The sequence below is a fragment of the Candidatus Deferrimicrobiaceae bacterium genome, assembly GCA_036504035.1.
In the GTDB taxonomy this organism is placed as follows: Bacteria; Desulfobacterota; Deferrimicrobia; order Deferrimicrobiales; family Deferrimicrobiaceae; genus JANXPS01.
Genome location: DASXVV010000006.1, coordinates 209,350 through 227,526 on the forward strand (window position 1 = coordinate 209,350; position 18,177 = coordinate 227,526).

The window sequence follows — 18,177 nt, forward strand, 5'->3', positions numbered from 1 at the left end:
CGCGGAGCCCAAAGGACACACGGCGCTCTCGCGCTACGGAGGGTAGATAAATGGCGCGACCTGATTATTACGACGCTCCCGAGTGTGAGACGCAGGAAAAGGGCGCGCCCAAGTTCTGCAAAAAGTCGGAGCCGGGGGAAGGGACGGAGCGGTCGTGCGCGTACGACGGCGCCCGGGTCGTCCTGATGCCGATCACCGACGTCATCCACCTCGTCCACGGACCGATCGCCTGCGCGGGCAACTCCTGGGACAACCGGGGGGCGCGCTCGTCCGGCTCGCAGCTCTACCGCCGCGGCTTCACGACCGAGATGATGGAAAACGACGTCGTGTTCGGCGGCGAGAAGAAGCTGTACCGGGCGATCCTCGACCTGGCAGGCCGGTACGCGGGCCAGGTGAAGGCGATCTTCGTCTACGCGACGTGCGTCACCGCGATGACCGGGGACGATGTCGAGGCGGTGTGCGCAGCCGCGGCGGAAAAGGTCACGATCCCCATCATTCCCGTCAACACGCCCGGCTTCATCGGCGACAAGAACATCGGCAATCGGCTGGCGGGCGAGATCCTGTTCAAGCATGTCGTCGGGACGGCCGAGCCGGAATTCGTCACCCCCTACGACATCAACCTGATCGGCGAATACAACATCGCGGGCGACTTGTGGGGAATGTTGCCCCTGTTCGACGCGCTGGGCATCCGAGTCCTGTCGTGCGTCAGCGGCGATGCGAAGTTCGAGGAGCTCAGGTACGCCCACCGCGCGAAGCTCAACGTCATCATCTGCTCCAAGTCGCTCACCAACCTCGCACGGAAGATGAAGAAGCAATACGGAATGGACTACATCGAGGAATCGTTCTACGGGATGACCGACACCGCCAAGGCGCTGCGCGACATCGCGCGGGAACTCGATCTCGTCAACGGCGGCGAATCCGACACGACGATGCGCGACCGGGCCGAGGCGCTGATTGCCAAGGAAGAGGCGGCCTGCCGCGAGCGGATCGCACCCATCCGTGCCCGGCTTTCCGGCAAGCGCGCGGTGCTCTTTACCGGAGGCGTCAAGACCTGGTCGATGGTCAACGCGTTGCGCGAGTTGGGCGTCGAGATCCTGGCTGCCGGCACGCAGAATTCCACCCTCGAAGATTTCCACCGGATGAAGGCGCTGATGCACAAGGACGCCCGCATCATCGAGGACACTTCCACTGCCGGGCTTCTGGCCGTCATGGCCGAGAAGATGCCCGACCTGATCGTCGCCGGCGGCAAGACCAAGTTCCTGGCGCTCAAGACGAAGACGCCGTTCCTCGACATCAACCACGGCCGTTCCTATCCCTATGCGGGCTACGAAGGGATGGTCACGTTCGCGAAACAGCTCGAGCTGACCGTCAATAACCCGATCTGGCGCACGCTCAACGCCCCGGCGCCTTGGGAAAAAGGCACGGATCAATCCGGGGCCGAGGTGGCGATGGCCGCGAACCATGCCGAGACGCTGCTGGCCGAAGACCTCTCCCTTTCCCGCGTGAAAGTCTCGACCAAGGCGGCGACCGTCAACCCGCAAAAGAATTCTCCCGCGCTGGGCGCGACGCTCGCCTACCTCGGGATCGACGGAATGCTCGGGCTGCTCCACGGGGCGCAGGGCTGCTCGACCTTCATCCGGCTGCAGCTATCCCGGCACTTCAAGGAGTCGATCGCGCTCAATTCGACCGCGATGAGCGAGGATACGGCGATCTTCGGGGGATGGGAGAACCTCAAGAAAGGGATCGGCCGCGTCATCGAGAAGTTCAACCCGGGCGTGGTCGGCGTGATGACGTCCGGGCTGACCGAGACGATGGGCGACGACGTCCAGAGCGCGATCGTCCATTTCCGGAACGAGAATCCGCAATTCGCCGGGGTGCCGGTCATCTGGGCCGCGACCCCCGATTACTGCGGCTCCCTGCAGGAAGGGTACGCCGCCGCGGTCGAGGCGATCGTGTCCGCGCTTCCCGAGGGGGGCGAGACGATCCCGGGCCAGGTCACGCTGCTGCCGGGCTCCCAGCTCACGCCGGCCGACGTTGAGGAAGTGAAGGAGCTGATCGAGTCGTTCGGGCTGTCCGTGGTCGCCGTCCCCGATATATCGAATGCGCTCGACGGGCACATCGACGACATCGTGTCCCCCCTTTCGACGGGCGGCGTGACGGTCGATGCGATCAGGACGGCGGGACGCAGCGCGGCGACGGTCTACGTCGGCGACTCGCTGGCGAAGGCGTCGAAGAAGCTGTCGGATTCGTTCGGGACGCCGGCGTACGGCTTCTCATCGTTAACGGGCATGTCGGAAGTCGACCGGCTGATGGAGACGCTCTCCGCGATCAGCGGCAAGCCTGTTCCCGAAAAACATCGCCGGTGGAGAAGCCGCCTGTCGGACGCGATGGTGGATAGCCACTACCAGTTCGGCGCGAAGAAGATCGCGCTGGCGCTCGAGGCCGATCACCTCATGGGGATGACGCGCTTTCTGGCATCGATGGGCTGCGATATCCAGGCAGCGCTTTCGGCTACCCGGACACGCGGCCTCGACGGGCTTCCCTGCGACGCGGTCTCCGTGGGCGACCTGGAAGACCTGGAAACGGCCGCGATCGGCGCCGACCTGCTGGTGGCCAACTCCAACGGCCGCCAGGCCGCGGCGAAGCTGGGAATCAAGGCGCACCTGAGAACCGGCTACCCCGTGTTCGACCGGCTGGGCGCACACCAGAAGATGTGGGTCGGCTACCGGGGAACGCTCAACCTGCTGTTCGAGGTGGCGAACCTCTTCCAGGCGAATTCGTCCGAAGCTCAGAAGTTGGCGCACAACTGACAAAAAGGTCCCGAGGAGGACGCCATGAAAGTCGCATTCACGACCACAGATGGCTTCACGATCGATCAACATTTCGGACAGGCCGCGAAATTCCACATCTGGGAGGTCGGCCCGGACACGGCATCGTTCCTGCACGAAGTCGCAGTAATCCCGGTGGGCGACGACGAAGAAGATCGGATCACCGCACGGGCGAACGCAGTCGCCGGCTGTGCCATCGTCTACACGGTACAGATCGGTGGCCCCCCCGCGGCGAAACTGGTCGCGCGGAAGATCCAGCCGATGAAGACGGGCGAACCGGAGCCGATCGCCATGGTCGTCGCAAAATTGCAGGAAGTGCTCCGCGGCACCCCGCCCCCCTGGCTGCGCAAGGCGATGGCGGGCGCGACCGCCCCGTCGTTCCTCGAAGGCGAGGCGTAAGCGCGATGACAACCGTTGCGATCTATCGCTCGCCTCGCCCCACGTTTTCGTCCGGCCCTCTACCTCAAAGGGCCGAATCGCCGGTGACGGGGGAACAGCTCCCCTTCGGTACGAACGGGGGGCCTTCCGCGGCTGTTCCCGGCCGTTACCCGTTCGGCGCACGCCTCGGAACCGGGACCGTCTTCGCGACGCCCCGCGCAGGGATCGCGGCGGCGGAGCCGGAACTTCCCGGGAAGGGCGGCCGGGCCGACGCGCTTCCGGAAGCACCCGCGGCCATTTCTCCCCGATACCCGTGGGGGGCACGCCTCGGATCCGAAATATTGATCGGAAAGCGACATTCCCTCGTCGGCACTTGATATGCATCGGACAACGACAACCTGGAGGAATACGACATGGCTTACATCACGGGACTGACCAAGGACAAGAAAGAGTGGACGCCTCAATTCATCAAGAATATCGACGAGGAGCTGTGCATCGGCTGTGGCCGCTGCTTCAAGGTATGCGCGCATGACGTGCTCGGTTTCGAGGAAGTCGACGAAGACGACTCCGCGAAGATGTTCATGAAGGTCGAGAACGGCGGCAACTGCATCGGCTGCCAGGCGTGCGGCCGCACCTGCTCCAAGAAGGCGTTCACGTTCGAACCCGTCGTCGCATAGAAACGACGGAAAGATAACCGCAGCGGATTGAAAGGAGACATCTCATGGGCGGATTCGACAATAAAAAACATCCCTGCTTCTCGATGGATGCTGCGCACAAGTTCGCCCGGCTCCACCTTCCGGTGGCGCCCCGCTGCAACATCAAGTGCCTCTACTGCAACCGCAAGTTCGACTGCGTCAACGAGAGCCGCCCCGGCGTCACCAGCTCCGTGCTCACACCGCAGCAGGGGCTCGAGCGCTTCCTCGAGACGAAGCGGCTGATGCCGAACCTGGCGATCGTCGGCGTGGCGGGGCCGGGCGACGCGATGGCCAACCCCGACGAGACGTTCGAGACGTTTCGCCTGATCCGGGCGGCGGACGGTGAAGTCGATTTCTGCCTGTCCACCAACGGGGTTGGACTTGTCGAGCATCTGGAAAAGATCCGGGAGATCGGTATCCGTTACATCACGGTCACGATCAACACACGGAAACTCTCGACGGCGCGCACCCTCTACCCCTGGGCGCAGGACGGCGACGTCTACCTGAAAGGCGACCTCGCCGCACGTTTCATCCTCAACCGCCAGGAGGAGGCGCTCGAGGCGTTGAAGGACAGCGGCATCCACATCAAGGTCAACACGATCTGCATCCCCGGCGTCAATGACGGGGAGATCGCGTCGATCGCCCGCTACGTCCGGGACAAGGGCGCGGACATCCTCAACGTGATGCCGTTCATCCCGACGCCGGGGACGTGGTTCGAGAAGTTCCCGATGGTGAGCCGGGAGGCGCTCGACCGCATCCGCGACGAAATGAGCGAGATCCTCCCGCAGATGCGCCATTGCCGGCAGTGCCGTGCCGACGCGGTCGGGACCGTCCTCAACGAGAAGCCCGTGTTCTTCGACGCCGGCCAAACCATCCGGGAGATGCCGAAGGCCGGGCACGCGTCGGAAGGCGCTTCCGCGGCTACCGGAGAGGATACGGTCCGGGTCGCGGTCGCATCGGGCAACGGATACGTGGTCGACCTGCACTTCGGGCACGCGAACGAGCTGCTGATCTACGACGCGTCTCCCTCGGGCATCCGTTTCGTGGAACGTCGCAGCATCGACAAGTACTGCTCGGGCGAGACGTCGTGCGAGACGTCCGAGGACCGGTTGGAGCGGATGATGCGGGCGCTGGCCGATTGTCGCTGGGTGCTGGTCCTGCGGATCGGCGACGCTCCCCGGCGCACGCTCGAAGAGCGCGGGATCCGGGTCGCCATGACGTGCAACCGGATCGAGGACGCGATTCGCGAATCCTGTGGAATGGTCCCGGCGCAAGACGCGATCCGGGCAACCCCGTAGGCGCCGGGCAAGGACCGGGGAGGAATAGTCATGGATACGGATGGCGGACGGGTTTATCTCATCGACACGACATTGCGCGACGGGGAACAGGCGGCGGGAGTCGCGTTCTCCTTCGACGAAAAGATCCGGATCGCCCGCTTGCTCGATGCGGCAGGCGTGGACGAGATCGAGGCGGGCATCCCCGCGATGGGCGGGGGCGAGGCGAACGCCGTGGCGGCGATTGCCGCGATGGGACTCCGGGCGCGGGTTACGGCCTGGAACCGGGCGGTCGACGCCGACATCGACGCGTCGATATCCTGCGGCGTTTCCGCAGTGGCGATGGCGCTTCCCGTGTCCGACCGGCAGATCGCGGCAAAACTGGGCAAGGATCGGGGCTGGGTGCTGGCGCGCATCGGCGCGGCGGTCCGCTACGCGAAGCGGCGCGGGCTTTATGTGTCCGTGGGGGCCGAGGACGCCTCCCGCTCGGATCCCGCCTTTCTCATCGCGTTCGCCCTTGCGGCGCAGGAGGCCGGGGCCGACCGGCTGCGCTTCTGCGACACCGTCGGGATCCTCGACCCGTTCTCGATCCGCGAAAAGATCGCCGCACTCGTCGCGGTGCTGCGCATTCCGGTGGCAGCTCACACCCACGACGATTTCGGGCTGGCGACCGCGAACGCCCTGGCCGCGGTGCGCGGAGGCGCGACCTTTGTCGACGTCACGGTCAACGGAATCGGAGAGCGCGCCGGGAACGCGGCGCTCGAGGAAGTCGCGATGGGCCTGACTCGCCTTCTCGGGAAGTCTTCCGGAATCGAGACGACGAAGCTGGGATCGCTTTCCCATTACCTGACCCGCGTGTCGCATCAACCGATGCCGCCCTGGAAAGCGATCGTCGGAGAAAACGCATTCCGCCACGAGGCGGGAATCCACGCGGACGGGGTGATCAAGGACCCGGAAACTTACGAACCCTTTCCGCCCGAGTCGGTCGGGACCTCACGGCGAATCGTGCTCGGCAAGCATTCCGGGCGAAGTGCCGTGCATTACGTGTTCGGGGAGCTGGGCCACATTATAACGAACGTGGAAGCGGAGGAGATCCTGTCGATGCTGCGGAAGGAAAAGGTCGCATGAGCGGGAACATCCGTTTCGCGTCCCCGGGCGACGTTCCGGCAATCGTCTCCCTTCTCGGCGCGCTGTTTGCGCAGGAAGCCGATTTCACTCCGGACCCTGCAAGGCAGGGACGGGGCGTGAACCGGATTTTGGCGGACCCGTCGATCGGGAGAATCCTCGTGTGCGACCGGGGAGGAACGGTGGCCGGGATGGTCAGTCTCCTGTTCACCGTCAGCACTTCGGAGGGTGCCCCCGCCGCCTGGCTCGAGGACATGTTTGTGGCGCCCGAACACCGCGGGGCCGGCGTGGGCCAAGAGCTGCTGGAAGCCGCGCTCCTCTTCGCCGGGGCCGCTGGGATGGCGCGGGTCACCCTGCTGACCGATCGTTCGAATACGCGGGCGCAGCGGTTCTACGCCCGGAACGGATTCCGGGAATCGTCGATGGTCCCCATGCGCAGGGAAATACCGACCGTCAGCGGACAGGATCCCGGTAGCCGATGAACCGGTAGGATCTTTTCCCGAAGAACGACGGCCTGGAAGCCACGAGCAGGAGGCTGGCATTCTCCTTGTAGTCGGCCCTTCCGCTCACCCGCACCTGAACGCGGTCGCCATCGGCGAGCCGCACGGTCATGTAGTAGACGTCCCCGACGTCGTCAGGGGCGGAATGCAATCCGACGGCCATCCCCGCGACGGATTCCCCCTCGCCCCCCGGCCGGTCGACGGCCGACACCACCAGCAGAATGTAGAGCGCCAGCGCGGCCGACACCGCGAAGAAGGCCCACCAAGCGCGGCGTCCTGCGACCGGCATCGGCGCCGTCGGTACCGGCGCTCCACCCAGGATGTTCCGCTCTGCGTACTTCCCGGGCTCGCGATGGATTCGGTGCGCCATCGTCACGACGAAATGCTCGCCCCACTCGCGGTAGCGGTCAAGTTCATCGTCGTCGAGAACGACCGCAATATCGTGCCGGGGCACCCCGACCCCGGCGACGCGCAGGACGTAGTCGCCGTCGTGGTCGATCTCGAGCGTCGCGTAGTCTTCCTTGTAGTAAAGGACCGGCATCCGCCACCCCGTTTCGTGATCACGACGTGGGGCTATATGAAAAGGGCGCCCCCGGTTTCCCGGGGACGCCCTTTCGTCGTGTCAGCCTGCCTTGCAGCCCCTCATCGCAGGCTATTTGTTCTCTTCCCCGCCGTAGGTCAGCGCTGAGAGCTTCTGGTAATACTCGAAGCGGTGGGCGGCCCACTGGGTGGCCTTGCCCATCAGCTTCGCGGCCGCCTCGGGGTTGGACTTCCGGAGCACTTTCCACCGGTTTTCCCCATAAGCGAAGTCCTCGAAGGTGGTGCTCGGGGCACGGCTGTCGAGCTGGAGCGGGTTCTTGCCCTGGGCCGCCATCGCCGGGTTATAGCGGTACAGCGGCAGGTAGCCGGAGGAGACCGCCTTGCGCTGCTCGTCGACGGCGCGCGTCATGTCGATGCCGTGGGCGATGCAGTGCGCGTAGGCGACGATGAGCGACGGACCGTCGTACGCTTCGGCTTCGAGGAACGCCTTGACGCACTGGGCCGGATTGGAGAGCGAGACGGAAGCGACGTAGACCGTGCCGTAGGCCATCCCCATCATGCCCAGATCCTTCTTGGCGATCGGCTTGCCCGCGGCGGCGAACTGCGCCACCGCGCCCAGCGGCGTGGACTTGGACGCCTGCCCGCCGGTGTTCGAATACACTTCGGTGTCGAGCACGAGCACGTTGACGTTCTTGCCCGAGGCGATGACGTGGTCGAGCCCGCCGTAGCCGATGTCATAAGCCCAGCCGTCGCCGCCGATGCACCAGACCGACTTCTTGACCAGGTAGTCGACGATCGGCTGCAACTTCTTCGACAGGACGCTGTTGCTCTTGGCGAGGGCGTCCGCAAGCTTCGCTACCCGAAGGCGCTGCGCCTCGATGCCCGCCTGGGCGGACTGGTCGGCCGACTTGATCTCGGCGAGCAGCGGATGGATCGTCTTGAACGCCTTGTCGGCCGCCAGGGCGTCGACGAGCTCGAACGCCTGCTGGCTGAACTTGTCGACCGCCAGCCGCATGCCGTAGCCGAACTCGGCGTTGTCCTCGAACAGGGAGTTGGACCAGGCCGGCCCGCGCCCGTCGGCGCGCTTGGCCCACGGCGTGGTCGGCAGGTTGCCGCCGTAGATCGAGGTGCAGCCGGTCGCGTTGGCGATCAGAGCCCGGTCGCCGAACAGCTGGGAGAGCAGCTTGAGGTACGGCGTCTCGCCGCAACCGGCGCAGGCGCCCGAGAACTCGAAGATCGGGCGGACGAGCTGGCTGCCGCGCAACGTGTCGAGCCGCAACGTGGAGGCGTCGTTGTCGGGCAGCGACAGGAAGAAGTCGAAGTTGGCGGCCTCGGTCGCGCGAAGCGGCGGCTGGAAGTGCATGTCGAGCGCCTTGTGCTTCGGGTTCTCCTTGTCTTTCGCCGGGCAGTTGTACGCGCAGGCGCCGCAGCCCGTGCAGTCCTCGGGGGCGACCTGGATCGTGAGCTTCATCCCCTTGACCTCGGGGATCTTCGCGTCGACCGACTTGAAGGTGGCGGGGGCGCCCTTGAGCAGCTCGGGCGCGTAGGCCTTCATGCGGATCGTGGCATGAGGGCAGACGAAGGAGCAGATGCCGCACTGGATGCAGAGCTGCTCGTCCCAGACCGGGATGTCGACCGCGATGTTGCGCTTCTCGTACTGCGACGTGGCGGTCGGGAAGGTGCCGTCCTTCGGCATCGCGGAAACCGGGACCAGGTCGCCGTTGCCGGCGATAATCACTCCGGTCACGTCTTTCACGAACTTGGGGGCGGTCTTCGAGACGGCCGGCGGCATCTTGAGTCTGCTGGTCGCCTTGGCGGGGACCGTGACCTCGTGGATGTTCCCGAGCGCCGCGTCGACGGCCGCGTAGTTCATCGCGACGACCTTGTCGCCCGATTTGCCGTAGCTCTTCTTGATGGCATCCTTGATCTCGGCGACCGCCTGCTTGAGCGGGATGATGTTGGAGATCTTGAAGAAGGCGGTCTGCATGATCACGTTGATACGCGCGCCGAGCCCCAGCTCCTCGCCCAGCTTGACGGCGTTGATCACGTAGAACTTGAGCTTCTTGTCGATGATCTGCTTCTGGACCTCGACCGGCATCTTGTCCCACACTTCGGCCTGCTCGTAGGGCGAGCAGAGCAGGAACGTGGCGCCCGGCTTCGCCTTGCCGAGCATGTCGTACTTCTCGAGGAAGGTGAAGTTGTGGCACGCGATGAAATCGGCGTGGTCGATGAGGTAGGGCGAGGGGATCGGCTTCTTCCCGAAGCGCAGGTGCGACGTGGTGATCGTGCCCGCCTTTTTGGAGTCGTACACGAAGTACGCCTGGGCGTAGTTGTTCGTCGCCTCGCCGATGATCTTGATCGAGTTCTTGTTGGCGCCGACGGTGCCGTCGGAGCCCAGCCCGTAGAACATGGCCTCATAGGTACCGGGCGACGGGTTGCGGAAGGACGGATCGTAGACCAGGCTCGACTTGGTCACGTCCTCGTTGATGCCCACGACGAAGTGGTTCTTCGGCTTGGCGGCCTTGAGGTTGTCGAAGACGGCCTTGGCCATCGCCGGGGTGAACTCCTTGGAACCCAGCCCGTAGCGGCCGCCCACGATGGTGGGGTAGCCCTTGAAGACGAACTTGCCGTCGGCCATCGCCTCGCCGATCGCGGTGCGGACGTCGAGGTAGAGCGGCTCGCCCAGCGACCCCGGCTCCTTGGTGCGGTCGAGCACGGCGATCTTCTTGACCGTCTTGGGCAGCGCCTTGATGAAGGCGTCGATCGGGAACGGACGGTAGAGGTGGATCTTGACGACGCCGACCTTCTCGCCCTTCTTGGCGAGCGTCTCGACCGTCTCCTGGACCGTCTCGGCCCCGGAGCCCATGATGACGACCACGCGGTCGGCATCCTTCGCGCCGGAGTAATCGACGAGCTTGTACTTGCGGCCGGTCAGCTTGGCGAACTTGTTCATCTCTTCCTGGACGATGCCGATGGCCTTCGGGTAGAACGCGTTGACCGTCTCGCGGCCCTGGAAGTAGACGTCGGGGTTCTGCGCCGTGCCGCGCATCACCGGGCGGTCGGGCGACAGGGCGCGGGCGCGGTGCGCGTTGACCAGGTCGTCGTCGATCATGGCGCGCATATCGTCGTAGGTCAGTTCCTCGACCTTCTGCACTTCATGGGAGGTGCGGAAGCCGTCGAAGAAGTGCAGGAACGGCAGGCGGGCGCGCAGGGTGGACGCCTGGGCGATGAGCGCGAAGTCCATCACCTCCTGGACGTTGTTGGAGCAGAGCATCACCCAGCCCGTAGACCGGCACGACATGACGTCGGAGTGGTCACCGAAGATGGAGAGCGCCTGGGTAGCGATGGCGCGCGCCGCGATGTGGAAGACCGTGGAGGTCAGCTCGCCGGCGATCTTGTACATATTGGGGATCATCAGCAGAAGACCCTGGCTGGACGTGAAGGTTGCCGTCAGCGCCCCCGCCTGCAGCGCGCCGTGCACGGCGCCCGAAGCGCCCCCCTCGGACTGGAGCTCGGCGACCAGCGGCACGGTGCCCCAGATGTTCTTCACGCCTGCCGCGCTCTTGGCATCGGAGATCTCGCCCATCACCGACGAGGGGGTGATCGGATAGATCGCGATGACCTCGTTCGTGGCGTGGGCCACGTGGGCGGCAGCGGTATTGCCGTCGATCGTTACCATCTTTCTGCTCATTTCGGATCTCTCCTCCACGTTGCTGATGTCGGGAAACGGTCTTTGACACCGTCGCCGAATCCGGCAAGGATGCCACCCCCCCAGATCCCGTAAAAAAAACGTTGCGCCCGGCCGCGTCAGCTCCGGTCGTCGCCGGAGCGCGGGGACAGCTCGCGTCGGCCTCTCATGGCGCGGCCGACGGTGACTTCGTCGGTGTACTCGAGATCGGCGCCCACGGGCATGCCGTAGGCGATCCGGCTGACGGACAGCGGCAGATCCTTGAGCGCCGCCCCGAGATAAGAAGCGGTCGCCTCGCCCTCGGACGTCAGGTTGGTCGCCAGGATGACTTCGGCCACCCCGCCCTTCGCCAGCCGGTCAAGCAGTTCCTGGATGTGCAAATGCTCGGGCATGACCCCGTCGATCGGGGAAATGGCCCCGCCTAAAACATGGTATCGCCCCTGGTAGGCGCCGCTCTTTTCGATCGGGATGATGTCGGTCGGCCCTTCAACGACGCAGATCTGATCGTTTCTGCGCTCGGGGTCGGTGCACAGGGAACAAGGGTCTTCATCCGCGATATTGAAACAACGCGAGCATCTTATCACAGTGGTTGAAATTGACGCAATAGCTTCGCCGAGCTCGCGGGTGAACGGCGCGGGCATGCGCAGCAGGAAGAGAGCGAGGCGGGTGGCGGTCTTTTCCCCGATCCCGGGGAGTCGGGAGAGGAGGGCGATGAGGCGACGGAGAGGCTTCGGGTAGCTCATGGGATATCGGTCGGCGGATGATCTAGGGGAACATGCCGGGCGGCAGGATGCCCCCGGTGGCCTTGGCCATCTCGCCTGCGACCAGCGCGCGACTGCGCGAAAGCGCCTCGTTGACGGCCCCCCGGACCAGGTCCTGGAGCAGGGGAATATCGCCGCCGTTGGCGATCTCGGGGTCGATCCGGATCGACATGATCTCCATCTTCCCGTTGGCGACGACGGTCACCATCCCCCCGCCGACGGAAGCCTCGACGCTCATTCCGCCCAGATCTTCCTGGATTTTAGCCATCCGTTCGCGAAGTTGACCCGCCTGCTTGATCATGTCCTGGATGTTCACGTGTCTTCCCCCCCATCCTCGGTCTCGTCGGCCGCCCCTTCCTCCGCATCGGCGCCGGGCGGCGGCACGGGGATGGCCGGCACGGGCGCCTTCGGCGGCGTCGGGCGCACTTCGATCAGGTTGCCGTCGAATTCCCGCAGGAAATCCCGGACGGCCGGATCCTCGAATGCCATCCGTTCGAGACGTTTCGTGTCAGAGATCAGCTCGGCCGGCTCAACGTTTTTTTTTTCGCCCTCGGCCCCGAACCGAAGCGTCAGTCGGGTGCCCGCCACTTCTTCGACCGCCTTTTCGATCAGCGCGAGCTTGTCGGGATCGCGCACCATCGAAAGCAGCGCCTCTGCCCCCTCGATCATCAGGGCGTCCCCGTCGCGGTGACCGGCGAGCGAGCTGAGCAGGGCGACCAAGGGGACCTTTTTCTTGCCCTCGAGGTTGCGCTTGACCGCCTCCCATAGGTCGCCGGCCTTTCCCCCTGCGGGGCCGCGTGCGCCAGGGGCGGCCGGTGCCGGAGCGTGAGCGTGATGCCCCCCGGACGAGGAAGTCGTCGTCCCGGATACGTGCGCCGCCTCGGGATGCGGCGCGCCGGACGGGGCCGGCGGGAGACCGGCGGACGACGGGGCGACAACCGCCCGGACCGTGCGCGGGGGGGCGGCCGGTTGCCCGTCGGCCATATTCTCGGCCAGGAGCAGCGATGGGGCGTTGACCAGCCGGAGCAGCAGCAATTCGAACCCCAGCCGCGGGAACTCGGTGGCCACGACGTCTTTTTCGGAGCGGAAGGCGATGTCGAGCAGGAACATCCATTCCTCGCGGGAGCGTTCGGCCACCAGCGATTTCATCTGGGCCAGCGACGACGGGGCATGGCGCGACAGCAACGCCTCCTGGCCTGTGAACGCCAGCACGGCGGCGTCGCGCAGCACGTCGACCAAAGAGAGGTAGAGGAACTTGAGATCGGCGCCGCGCGACTGGAGCAGCGCGAACCGGCCGAGCGCACCCTCGGCGCCCTCGACGACCACCGACCGCACCAGGTCGATCGCCGCCTCGACCCCCACCAGCCCGAGGATCTCCTCGACCAGCGCCGAGGTCACCTTGCCGTTGCCCGATACGGCCGCCTGCTCGAAGATCGATTGCCCGTCGCGCATCGAGCCGAAAGCGTAGCGCGCGAGCAGCCGCAGCGCGTCTTCCTCGCAGTCGATCTTCTCTTTTTCGGCCATCAGCTTGAAGCGGTCGAGGATCTCTTCCTCGGTCAGCATCCGGAAGTCGAAGCGCTGGACGCGCGACAGGATCGTGTCGGGCAGCTTGTTGGGCTCGGTCGTGGCGAAGATGAAGACGACGTGCGGGGGCGGCTCCTCGAGGATCTTGAGCAGCGCGTTGAACGCCTGCTTCGAGAGCATATGCACTTCGTCGATGATGAAGATCTTGTAGCGCATGGACGCCGGGGCGTACGCGGCGTTCTCGCGCAGCTGCCGGACGTCGTCGATGCCGTTGTTGGAGGCGCCGTCGATTTCCTGGACGTCGGTCGCGGAGCCCTGCTCGACCGCCAGGCAGGCCGGGCAGACGAGGCACGGCGTCGCCGTCGGGCCGTTCACGCAATTGAGGGCGCGGGAGAGAATCCGGGCGAACGTGGTCTTGCCGACGCCGCGGGTTCCCGAGAACAGGTAGGCGTGATGGATCTTGCCGAGCGAGATCGCGTTGGCAAGCGCCCGCGTGACGTGACCCTGCCCGACGATCTCGTCGAACGTCCGGGGGCGCCACTTTCTGGAGAGCGCCTCGTACACGGCAGTGACCTCGGCGTCGTTGATTGGGGGTATCCGCGGGGGTCCGCCGGCGACCAGGTAGACCACCGGCACACGGGGTAATGCGACTGCCGTTGCTTCCTTCCGGACCTGGCGGAGTTCGTCGCCTCCCGTTGCGGAGGGCCTGGCCGCCGGCGCACCCTCGCGGGTGGGGCGTTGCGAAACTGGAACCCCCTATTGTGATGGCATTCGGGCGGCGTGTCAACCGCGGCGGTCAGACCGCGGCGGTCAGATCGCGCCTCTTCCCGGCTTTTCGCTCGGCGGCGGGCTTCCTTCGAATCCAGATGGAGAGAGTTGTGTCAGGGGGGTTTGGTGCTGCGTAAGCGGAGGGGGTGGGATTCCTCTCCGTCCTTCGGCATCCTGCCTCAGTCCTCCGAGCCGCCTCGGCTCTCTTCCGCGGCCATCCATGGCCGCTCTTCCTCGCTATTCGCTCGGCGTTCGCCTCGGTTCGAATCCCACCTAGGCGCCATTTTTCTTCCCCAGGGGGAAAAATGGCGGAGGGGGTGGGATTCCCCTCCACAGCTCGACTTCCTGTCTCGCTGTTCCGGGCCGGTCAGCCCGTCTTCCGCGCGCATCCATGCGCGCTCTTCCTCGCTAAGCGCTCGGCGGCGGGCTTCCTTCGAATCCCACCGAGGCGCCATTTTTTCTCCCCTGAGGGGGAAAAAATGGCGGAGGGGGTGGGATTCCCCTCCACAGCTCGACTTCCTGTCTCGCTGTTCCGGGCCGGTCAGCCCGCCTGCCGCGCGCATCCATGCGCGCTCATCCTCGCTAATCGCTCGGCGGCGGGCTTCCTTCGAATCCCACCCCCTCCGCTGAGGAAGTTATATGGCGGAGGGGGTGGGATTCGAACCCACGTGGAGTTGCCCCCAAATCGATTTCGAGTCGATCCCGTTACGGCCACTTCGGTACCCCTCCGCACGAAAGAGCGATTATAACCGAAAGGCAAGACGGGCTACAATATCATTCATGAAAAAGGAACCGATTGAAAGACCGGTCCGACGGAAGCGAATCCTCCGCGGAGCCGCGCTCCTCCTCTTCCTGTCCGCCGCAGCCTGGGTTCTTTTGGCCACGCCGGTCGGCCGGGAGGCGATGTCGCCGGAGGGACGCGCGCGGATAGTCGCGTCGATCGACCGGTGGGTGCGCGACGCCGGGCCGGCCGGCCCGCTGCTGTTCATCCTGATCTACGCCGCCGGCGCGCTTGTGCTGCCCGCCACCGTGCTGACCATCGCCGGCGCCTTCATCTTCGGACCCTGGCTCGGCTTCCTCTACAACACCCTCGGCGCTTTGATCGCCGCCTCGGCCGCCTTCCTGATCGCGCGGCACCTGCTCCGGGAAGAAGCCGCCCGCTTCCTGAAGGGAAGGTTGAGGACGCTCGACGAGCAGTCGGAGCGGCACGGATTCTCGGCCGTCTTCTACATGAGGATCCTCTTCTTCCCGTTCCTCCCGCTCAACTACGCGGCAGGCGTAACCCGGATCCACTTCCGCGATTATTTTTTCGCCACTCTGCTCGGTCTGCCATTGGGCAGTTTCATCCTGTCGTATTTCTTCGGTAGCCTGAAAGGGATCGTCGCCGCTTACAGGACCCCGGCGGACCTGCTGAGGCTGGACGTGCTGCTGCCAGTCGGGCTCTTCGCCGCCTCGTTATTCATCCCGAAAATCGTGAGGAAATTTATTCCGGCCCCGCCCCGGGATTAGTTCTTCCGGCGTCTGCGATCCCGGAAGAACGCCTTGAGCATGGCGCCGCAATCGTCGGCGAGAACGCCGGGGACAAGGGCGCACCCGTGGTTCAGCCGCGGATCGGAGGCGATCTCGTAGAGGGACCGAACGGCGCCCGTCTTGGGATCGGCGGCGCCGTAGACGATCTCGGCGATGCGGGCGTGGACTGCGGCGCCCGCGCACATGGGGCACGGCTCGAGCGTGACGACGAGGCGGCAACCGGCAAGCCGGTAGTTGCCCAGCTTTTTGGCCGCCTTGCGCAACGCGAGGATCTCGGCGTGCGCGGTCGGGTCGACGGACGAAATCGGACGGTTGAATGCCCGGGACAGGATCGCGCCATCGGGCCCGACGACGACGGCGCCGACCGGCACCTCGCCCGCCGCAGCCCCGCGGGCGGCCAGCGCCAGTGCAACGCGCATCCACTTCTCGTAATCAGGCGGATTGTGGATCCGGGATTTCAGCGGCGGCCGCCAAACGACTCTTCGGCGGCGCCGCCCCGCGGCGAGGCGGCGCCCTGCCCGATCGGGGGCCGCTCGAACAGGAAGCGGCGGATCGCCTTCTGCTCGTTGGGCACCAACCCGCGATAGAACGGCCAGCCCTGCATCTGCGACTCGCGCTCGGCCGGCGGAAGCCCGCGCCACGCCCCGATGCTGTCCCGAAGCTGGTTGCGTCCTTCGGGCGGCAGCGCGTCCCAGCGGTTCAGCAGCTTGCGCAGCGTCTTGCGATCTTCCTGCGGGGCGCTGCGCCAGATCTCGCGGCGATCGCGGAGATATCGCCGGTCTTCCTCGGGAAGCGTCTTCCACTTGCGCCACCGCTCGACGGCACGGTCGCGCTGCTCGGGCGTCATGCTGCGCCACCGCTCGATCTTGTCGGGCGTTACTTGCCTTGGCTTGCTCTCCCACCGCGACGGCGACTCGGGCGCGGGCGATTTCCCGCGTCCGGGGCGCCACGTATCGCGGTCGCCCGACGGCGTCTCGGGGCGGGAATGCAAAGTGCGCCCGGGCGTCGTTTCGGAACGAGGAGACGCTTCGGGACGGACCGGCCGGTTCCAGCGGGGGGCCGCCCCGGACGAGGGCGGCGTCTGCCGTTCGGCGCGCCACCCCTCGCGGTCGCTCGACGGCCTCTCGGGACGGGGATACGTTTCGGGCCGGGTCGACCGCTCGGCCCGCCAACCATCGCCGGACCGGCCTGATGATTCGAAACGCTGCCCGGCATCGCCCATGTCGCCGCCATGCCCGCGCGCCTCGGCTGCCGCCGACGTCAGCAGCGCAACCACGGCCAGGAGGATCGCTGCGAGCGATCGCATGCGGAACACCGGGATCATCCCCTGCTCGTCGCCGGCGGGGTCAACATCTCGTCGAACCCTGCGGGGAGATCGTCGGGGGCGGACGGCGAATCGAGAAGGTCGAGGTTGGCAACGATATCGGCTTCCTCGGGAGAAAGCGCCGGGGGCGCGGCCGGCTTGGCCGGACGACCCGAAGCGGGCTTGGCCGACACGGTCGCCGGGGCGGATCCGGCGGGTGGCGCCGCGGAGCTGGAGGCGCCTGAGGCCGGGAGCGACACGGCCGGAGCCTCCTGCCGGGCCAGCTGGGGAACGGCGGTCTTGAGCTCGCCCGACTCGCGTCCGACGAGCAAAAACAGCGCCAGCCCCGCGGCGGCCGTCAACGGAACGGCGACCCAGCGCCAGGCCGGGAACGACAGGAGTCGCGCCCGACGGGCCGGCAACAGCGCTTCGTCTTCGAGCCGGGCGAACAACGTCGAGCGAAAATCGGGGGAGACGACCGGATCGACGGCCAGCCCCGCATGAATCGCGCGCATGGCCTGCTCGGCCCGGCGGCACGGCGCGCAGCCCGCCAAGTGGGCGTCGAGGGTGCGCACACCCTCGACCGTGATCCGGCCATCGAGGCGTTCACCGGCAAACCGCCTGTAATCGCTGCATTTCATGGTTCTGACCTCTCTTCCAGATAAACCCGGTTTGCCGGAAATGGTTTCATGGCCGCATCTCCGAGACCTTCGCGGCGAGCATCTCGCGCGCCCGGAAGACCCTGCTCTTGACCGCCTGCATCGTGATCCCCAGGATCTCGGCCACCTCCTGGTAGGCCAGCCCTTCGCCCGCGGCCAGCAGGAAGGCCGAACGGTACCCCTCCGGCAGCTCGGCCAGCGCTTGTTCGAGCCGTTCGCGCAGTTGGAGGTTCGAGACGATCCGCTCGGGTTCGAAGCCGGCTGGTCCCGCCAGCTGGAGCGGCGGGCCGTCGTCGTCTTCTTCCCCCAGCGGGAGCGACAGCGCGGTGCCGTCGTCCTTCGCGTCGCGGATGAAATTGAGCGTGGTGCGGCGGGCAATCGTGTACATCCAGGTCGTGAAGCGGGCGGTCGGCTCCCAGGTGGAAGCCGCCCGGGCGATGCGCAGGAAGATCTCCTGTGCCGCCTCCTCGCCGCGGCCGGGATCTCCGGTCATCCGCGCGGCAAAACGGATCACCTTGACATGGTGGCGGTCGAACAGCGTCTCGAACGCCTCCCGGTCGCCGCCCCGGAAGGCGGCCATCAGCTCTTCGTCAGTCCGCATGCA

The 18,177-nt window shown here is 66.0% G+C and carries 16 protein-coding genes, 1 tRNA gene and 1 other RNA gene; 7 read left to right on the top strand and 11 right to left on the bottom strand.

The genetic code is table 11. From position 1 onward, the window contains the following. Positions 1–50 precede the first annotated feature (50 nt). The 6 genes from VGK27_02225 (at position 51) to VGK27_02250 (ending at position 6,782) form a co-directional block, all read left to right on the top strand. Positions 51–2,810, top strand: coding sequence for a bifunctional nitrogenase iron-molybdenum cofactor biosynthesis protein NifEN (locus VGK27_02225; protein HEY3488922.1), 2,760 nt, complete (start codon positions 51–53; stop codon positions 2,808–2,810). Between the two features lie 24 nt (positions 2,811–2,834). After that, complete coding sequence (gene nifX, locus VGK27_02230; protein HEY3488923.1) at positions 2,835–3,227, top strand: nitrogen fixation protein NifX; 393 nt, start codon at positions 2,835–2,837, stop codon at positions 3,225–3,227. A 392-nt stretch (positions 3,228–3,619) separates the two neighbouring features. Continuing rightward, on the top strand, positions 3,620–3,883 hold the full coding sequence (fdxB, locus tag VGK27_02235; protein ID HEY3488924.1) for a ferredoxin III, nif-specific: 264 nt from the start codon (positions 3,620–3,622) through the stop codon (positions 3,881–3,883). Between the two features lie 44 nt (positions 3,884–3,927). Continuing rightward, positions 3,928–5,199 (top strand): nitrogenase cofactor biosynthesis protein NifB, encoded by a 1,272-nt coding sequence (gene nifB, locus VGK27_02240; protein ID HEY3488925.1) that lies wholly within the window; start codon positions 3,928–3,930, stop codon positions 5,197–5,199. A gap of 30 nt (positions 5,200–5,229) precedes the next feature. Next, positions 5,230–6,303 (top strand): homocitrate synthase, encoded by a 1,074-nt coding sequence (nifV, locus tag VGK27_02245; protein ID HEY3488926.1) that lies wholly within the window; start codon positions 5,230–5,232, stop codon positions 6,301–6,303. Then, positions 6,300–6,782 (top strand): GNAT family N-acetyltransferase, encoded by a 483-nt coding sequence (locus tag VGK27_02250; protein HEY3488927.1) that lies wholly within the window; start codon positions 6,300–6,302, stop codon positions 6,780–6,782. The genes nifV and VGK27_02250 overlap by 4 nt, the downstream gene beginning before the upstream one ends. Here VGK27_02250 and VGK27_02255 read toward each other — a convergent pair. The 7 genes from VGK27_02255 to VGK27_02285 form a co-directional block, all read right to left on the bottom strand. Then, positions 6,754–7,341: a hypothetical protein gene (locus VGK27_02255; protein HEY3488928.1), complete on the bottom strand. Its 588-nt coding sequence runs from the start codon at positions 7,339–7,341 to the stop codon at positions 6,754–6,756. The genes VGK27_02250 and VGK27_02255 overlap by 29 nt on opposite strands. Before the next feature lie 111 nt (positions 7,342–7,452). Then, positions 7,453–11,031: a pyruvate:ferredoxin (flavodoxin) oxidoreductase gene (nifJ, locus tag VGK27_02260; GenBank protein ID HEY3488929.1), complete on the bottom strand. Its 3,579-nt coding sequence runs from the start codon at positions 11,029–11,031 to the stop codon at positions 7,453–7,455. A gap of 116 nt (positions 11,032–11,147) precedes the next feature. Next, positions 11,148–11,771 (bottom strand): recombination mediator RecR, encoded by a 624-nt coding sequence (recR, locus tag VGK27_02265; protein ID HEY3488930.1) that lies wholly within the window; start codon positions 11,769–11,771, stop codon positions 11,148–11,150. Between the two features lie 22 nt (positions 11,772–11,793). Further along, positions 11,794–12,105 carry a YbaB/EbfC family nucleoid-associated protein gene (locus VGK27_02270; protein ID HEY3488931.1) on the bottom strand — a complete coding sequence of 104 codons (312 nt, stop codon included), beginning with the start codon at positions 12,103–12,105 and terminating at the stop codon, positions 11,794–11,796. Then, positions 12,102–13,877, bottom strand: a complete 1,776-nt coding sequence (gene dnaX, locus VGK27_02275) for a DNA polymerase III subunit gamma/tau (protein ID HEY3488932.1) — start codon at positions 13,875–13,877, stop codon at positions 12,102–12,104. The genes VGK27_02270 and dnaX overlap by 4 nt, the downstream gene beginning before the upstream one ends. Before the next feature lie 48 nt (positions 13,878–13,925). After that, positions 13,926–14,025: signal recognition particle sRNA small type (ffs, locus tag VGK27_02280), an RNA gene on the bottom strand. A 696-nt stretch (positions 14,026–14,721) separates the two neighbouring features. Then, a tRNA-Ser gene (locus VGK27_02285) sits at positions 14,722–14,810 on the bottom strand. A gap of 51 nt (positions 14,811–14,861) precedes the next feature. Between VGK27_02285 and VGK27_02290 the strand changes: the two genes are divergently transcribed. Next, positions 14,862–15,590, top strand: a complete 729-nt coding sequence (locus tag VGK27_02290) for a TVP38/TMEM64 family protein (GenBank protein HEY3488933.1) — start codon at positions 14,862–14,864, stop codon at positions 15,588–15,590. Here VGK27_02290 and tadA read toward each other — a convergent pair. From tadA to VGK27_02310, 4 genes are read right to left on the bottom strand one after another with little or no spacing between them, the layout of a single operon-like run. Continuing rightward, the gene (gene tadA, locus VGK27_02295) at positions 15,587–16,030 is read right to left on the bottom strand and encodes a tRNA adenosine(34) deaminase TadA (protein HEY3488934.1); all 444 of its coding nucleotides are present in this window, start codon (positions 16,028–16,030) and stop codon (positions 15,587–15,589) included. The genes VGK27_02290 and tadA overlap by 4 nt on opposite strands. Positions 16,031–16,068: 38 nt before the next feature. Next, positions 16,069–16,917, bottom strand: coding sequence for a DUF3106 domain-containing protein (locus VGK27_02300; protein HEY3488935.1), 849 nt, complete (start codon positions 16,915–16,917; stop codon positions 16,069–16,071). Between the two features lie 14 nt (positions 16,918–16,931). Next, the gene (locus tag VGK27_02305; GenBank protein ID HEY3488936.1) at positions 16,932–17,555 is read right to left on the bottom strand and encodes a zf-HC2 domain-containing protein; all 624 of its coding nucleotides are present in this window, start codon (positions 17,553–17,555) and stop codon (positions 16,932–16,934) included. Positions 17,556–17,601: 46 nt separating this feature from the next. Continuing rightward, the gene (locus VGK27_02310) at positions 17,602–18,174 is read right to left on the bottom strand and encodes an RNA polymerase sigma factor (protein ID HEY3488937.1); all 573 of its coding nucleotides are present in this window, start codon (positions 18,172–18,174) and stop codon (positions 17,602–17,604) included. Positions 18,175–18,177 lie beyond the last annotated feature (3 nt).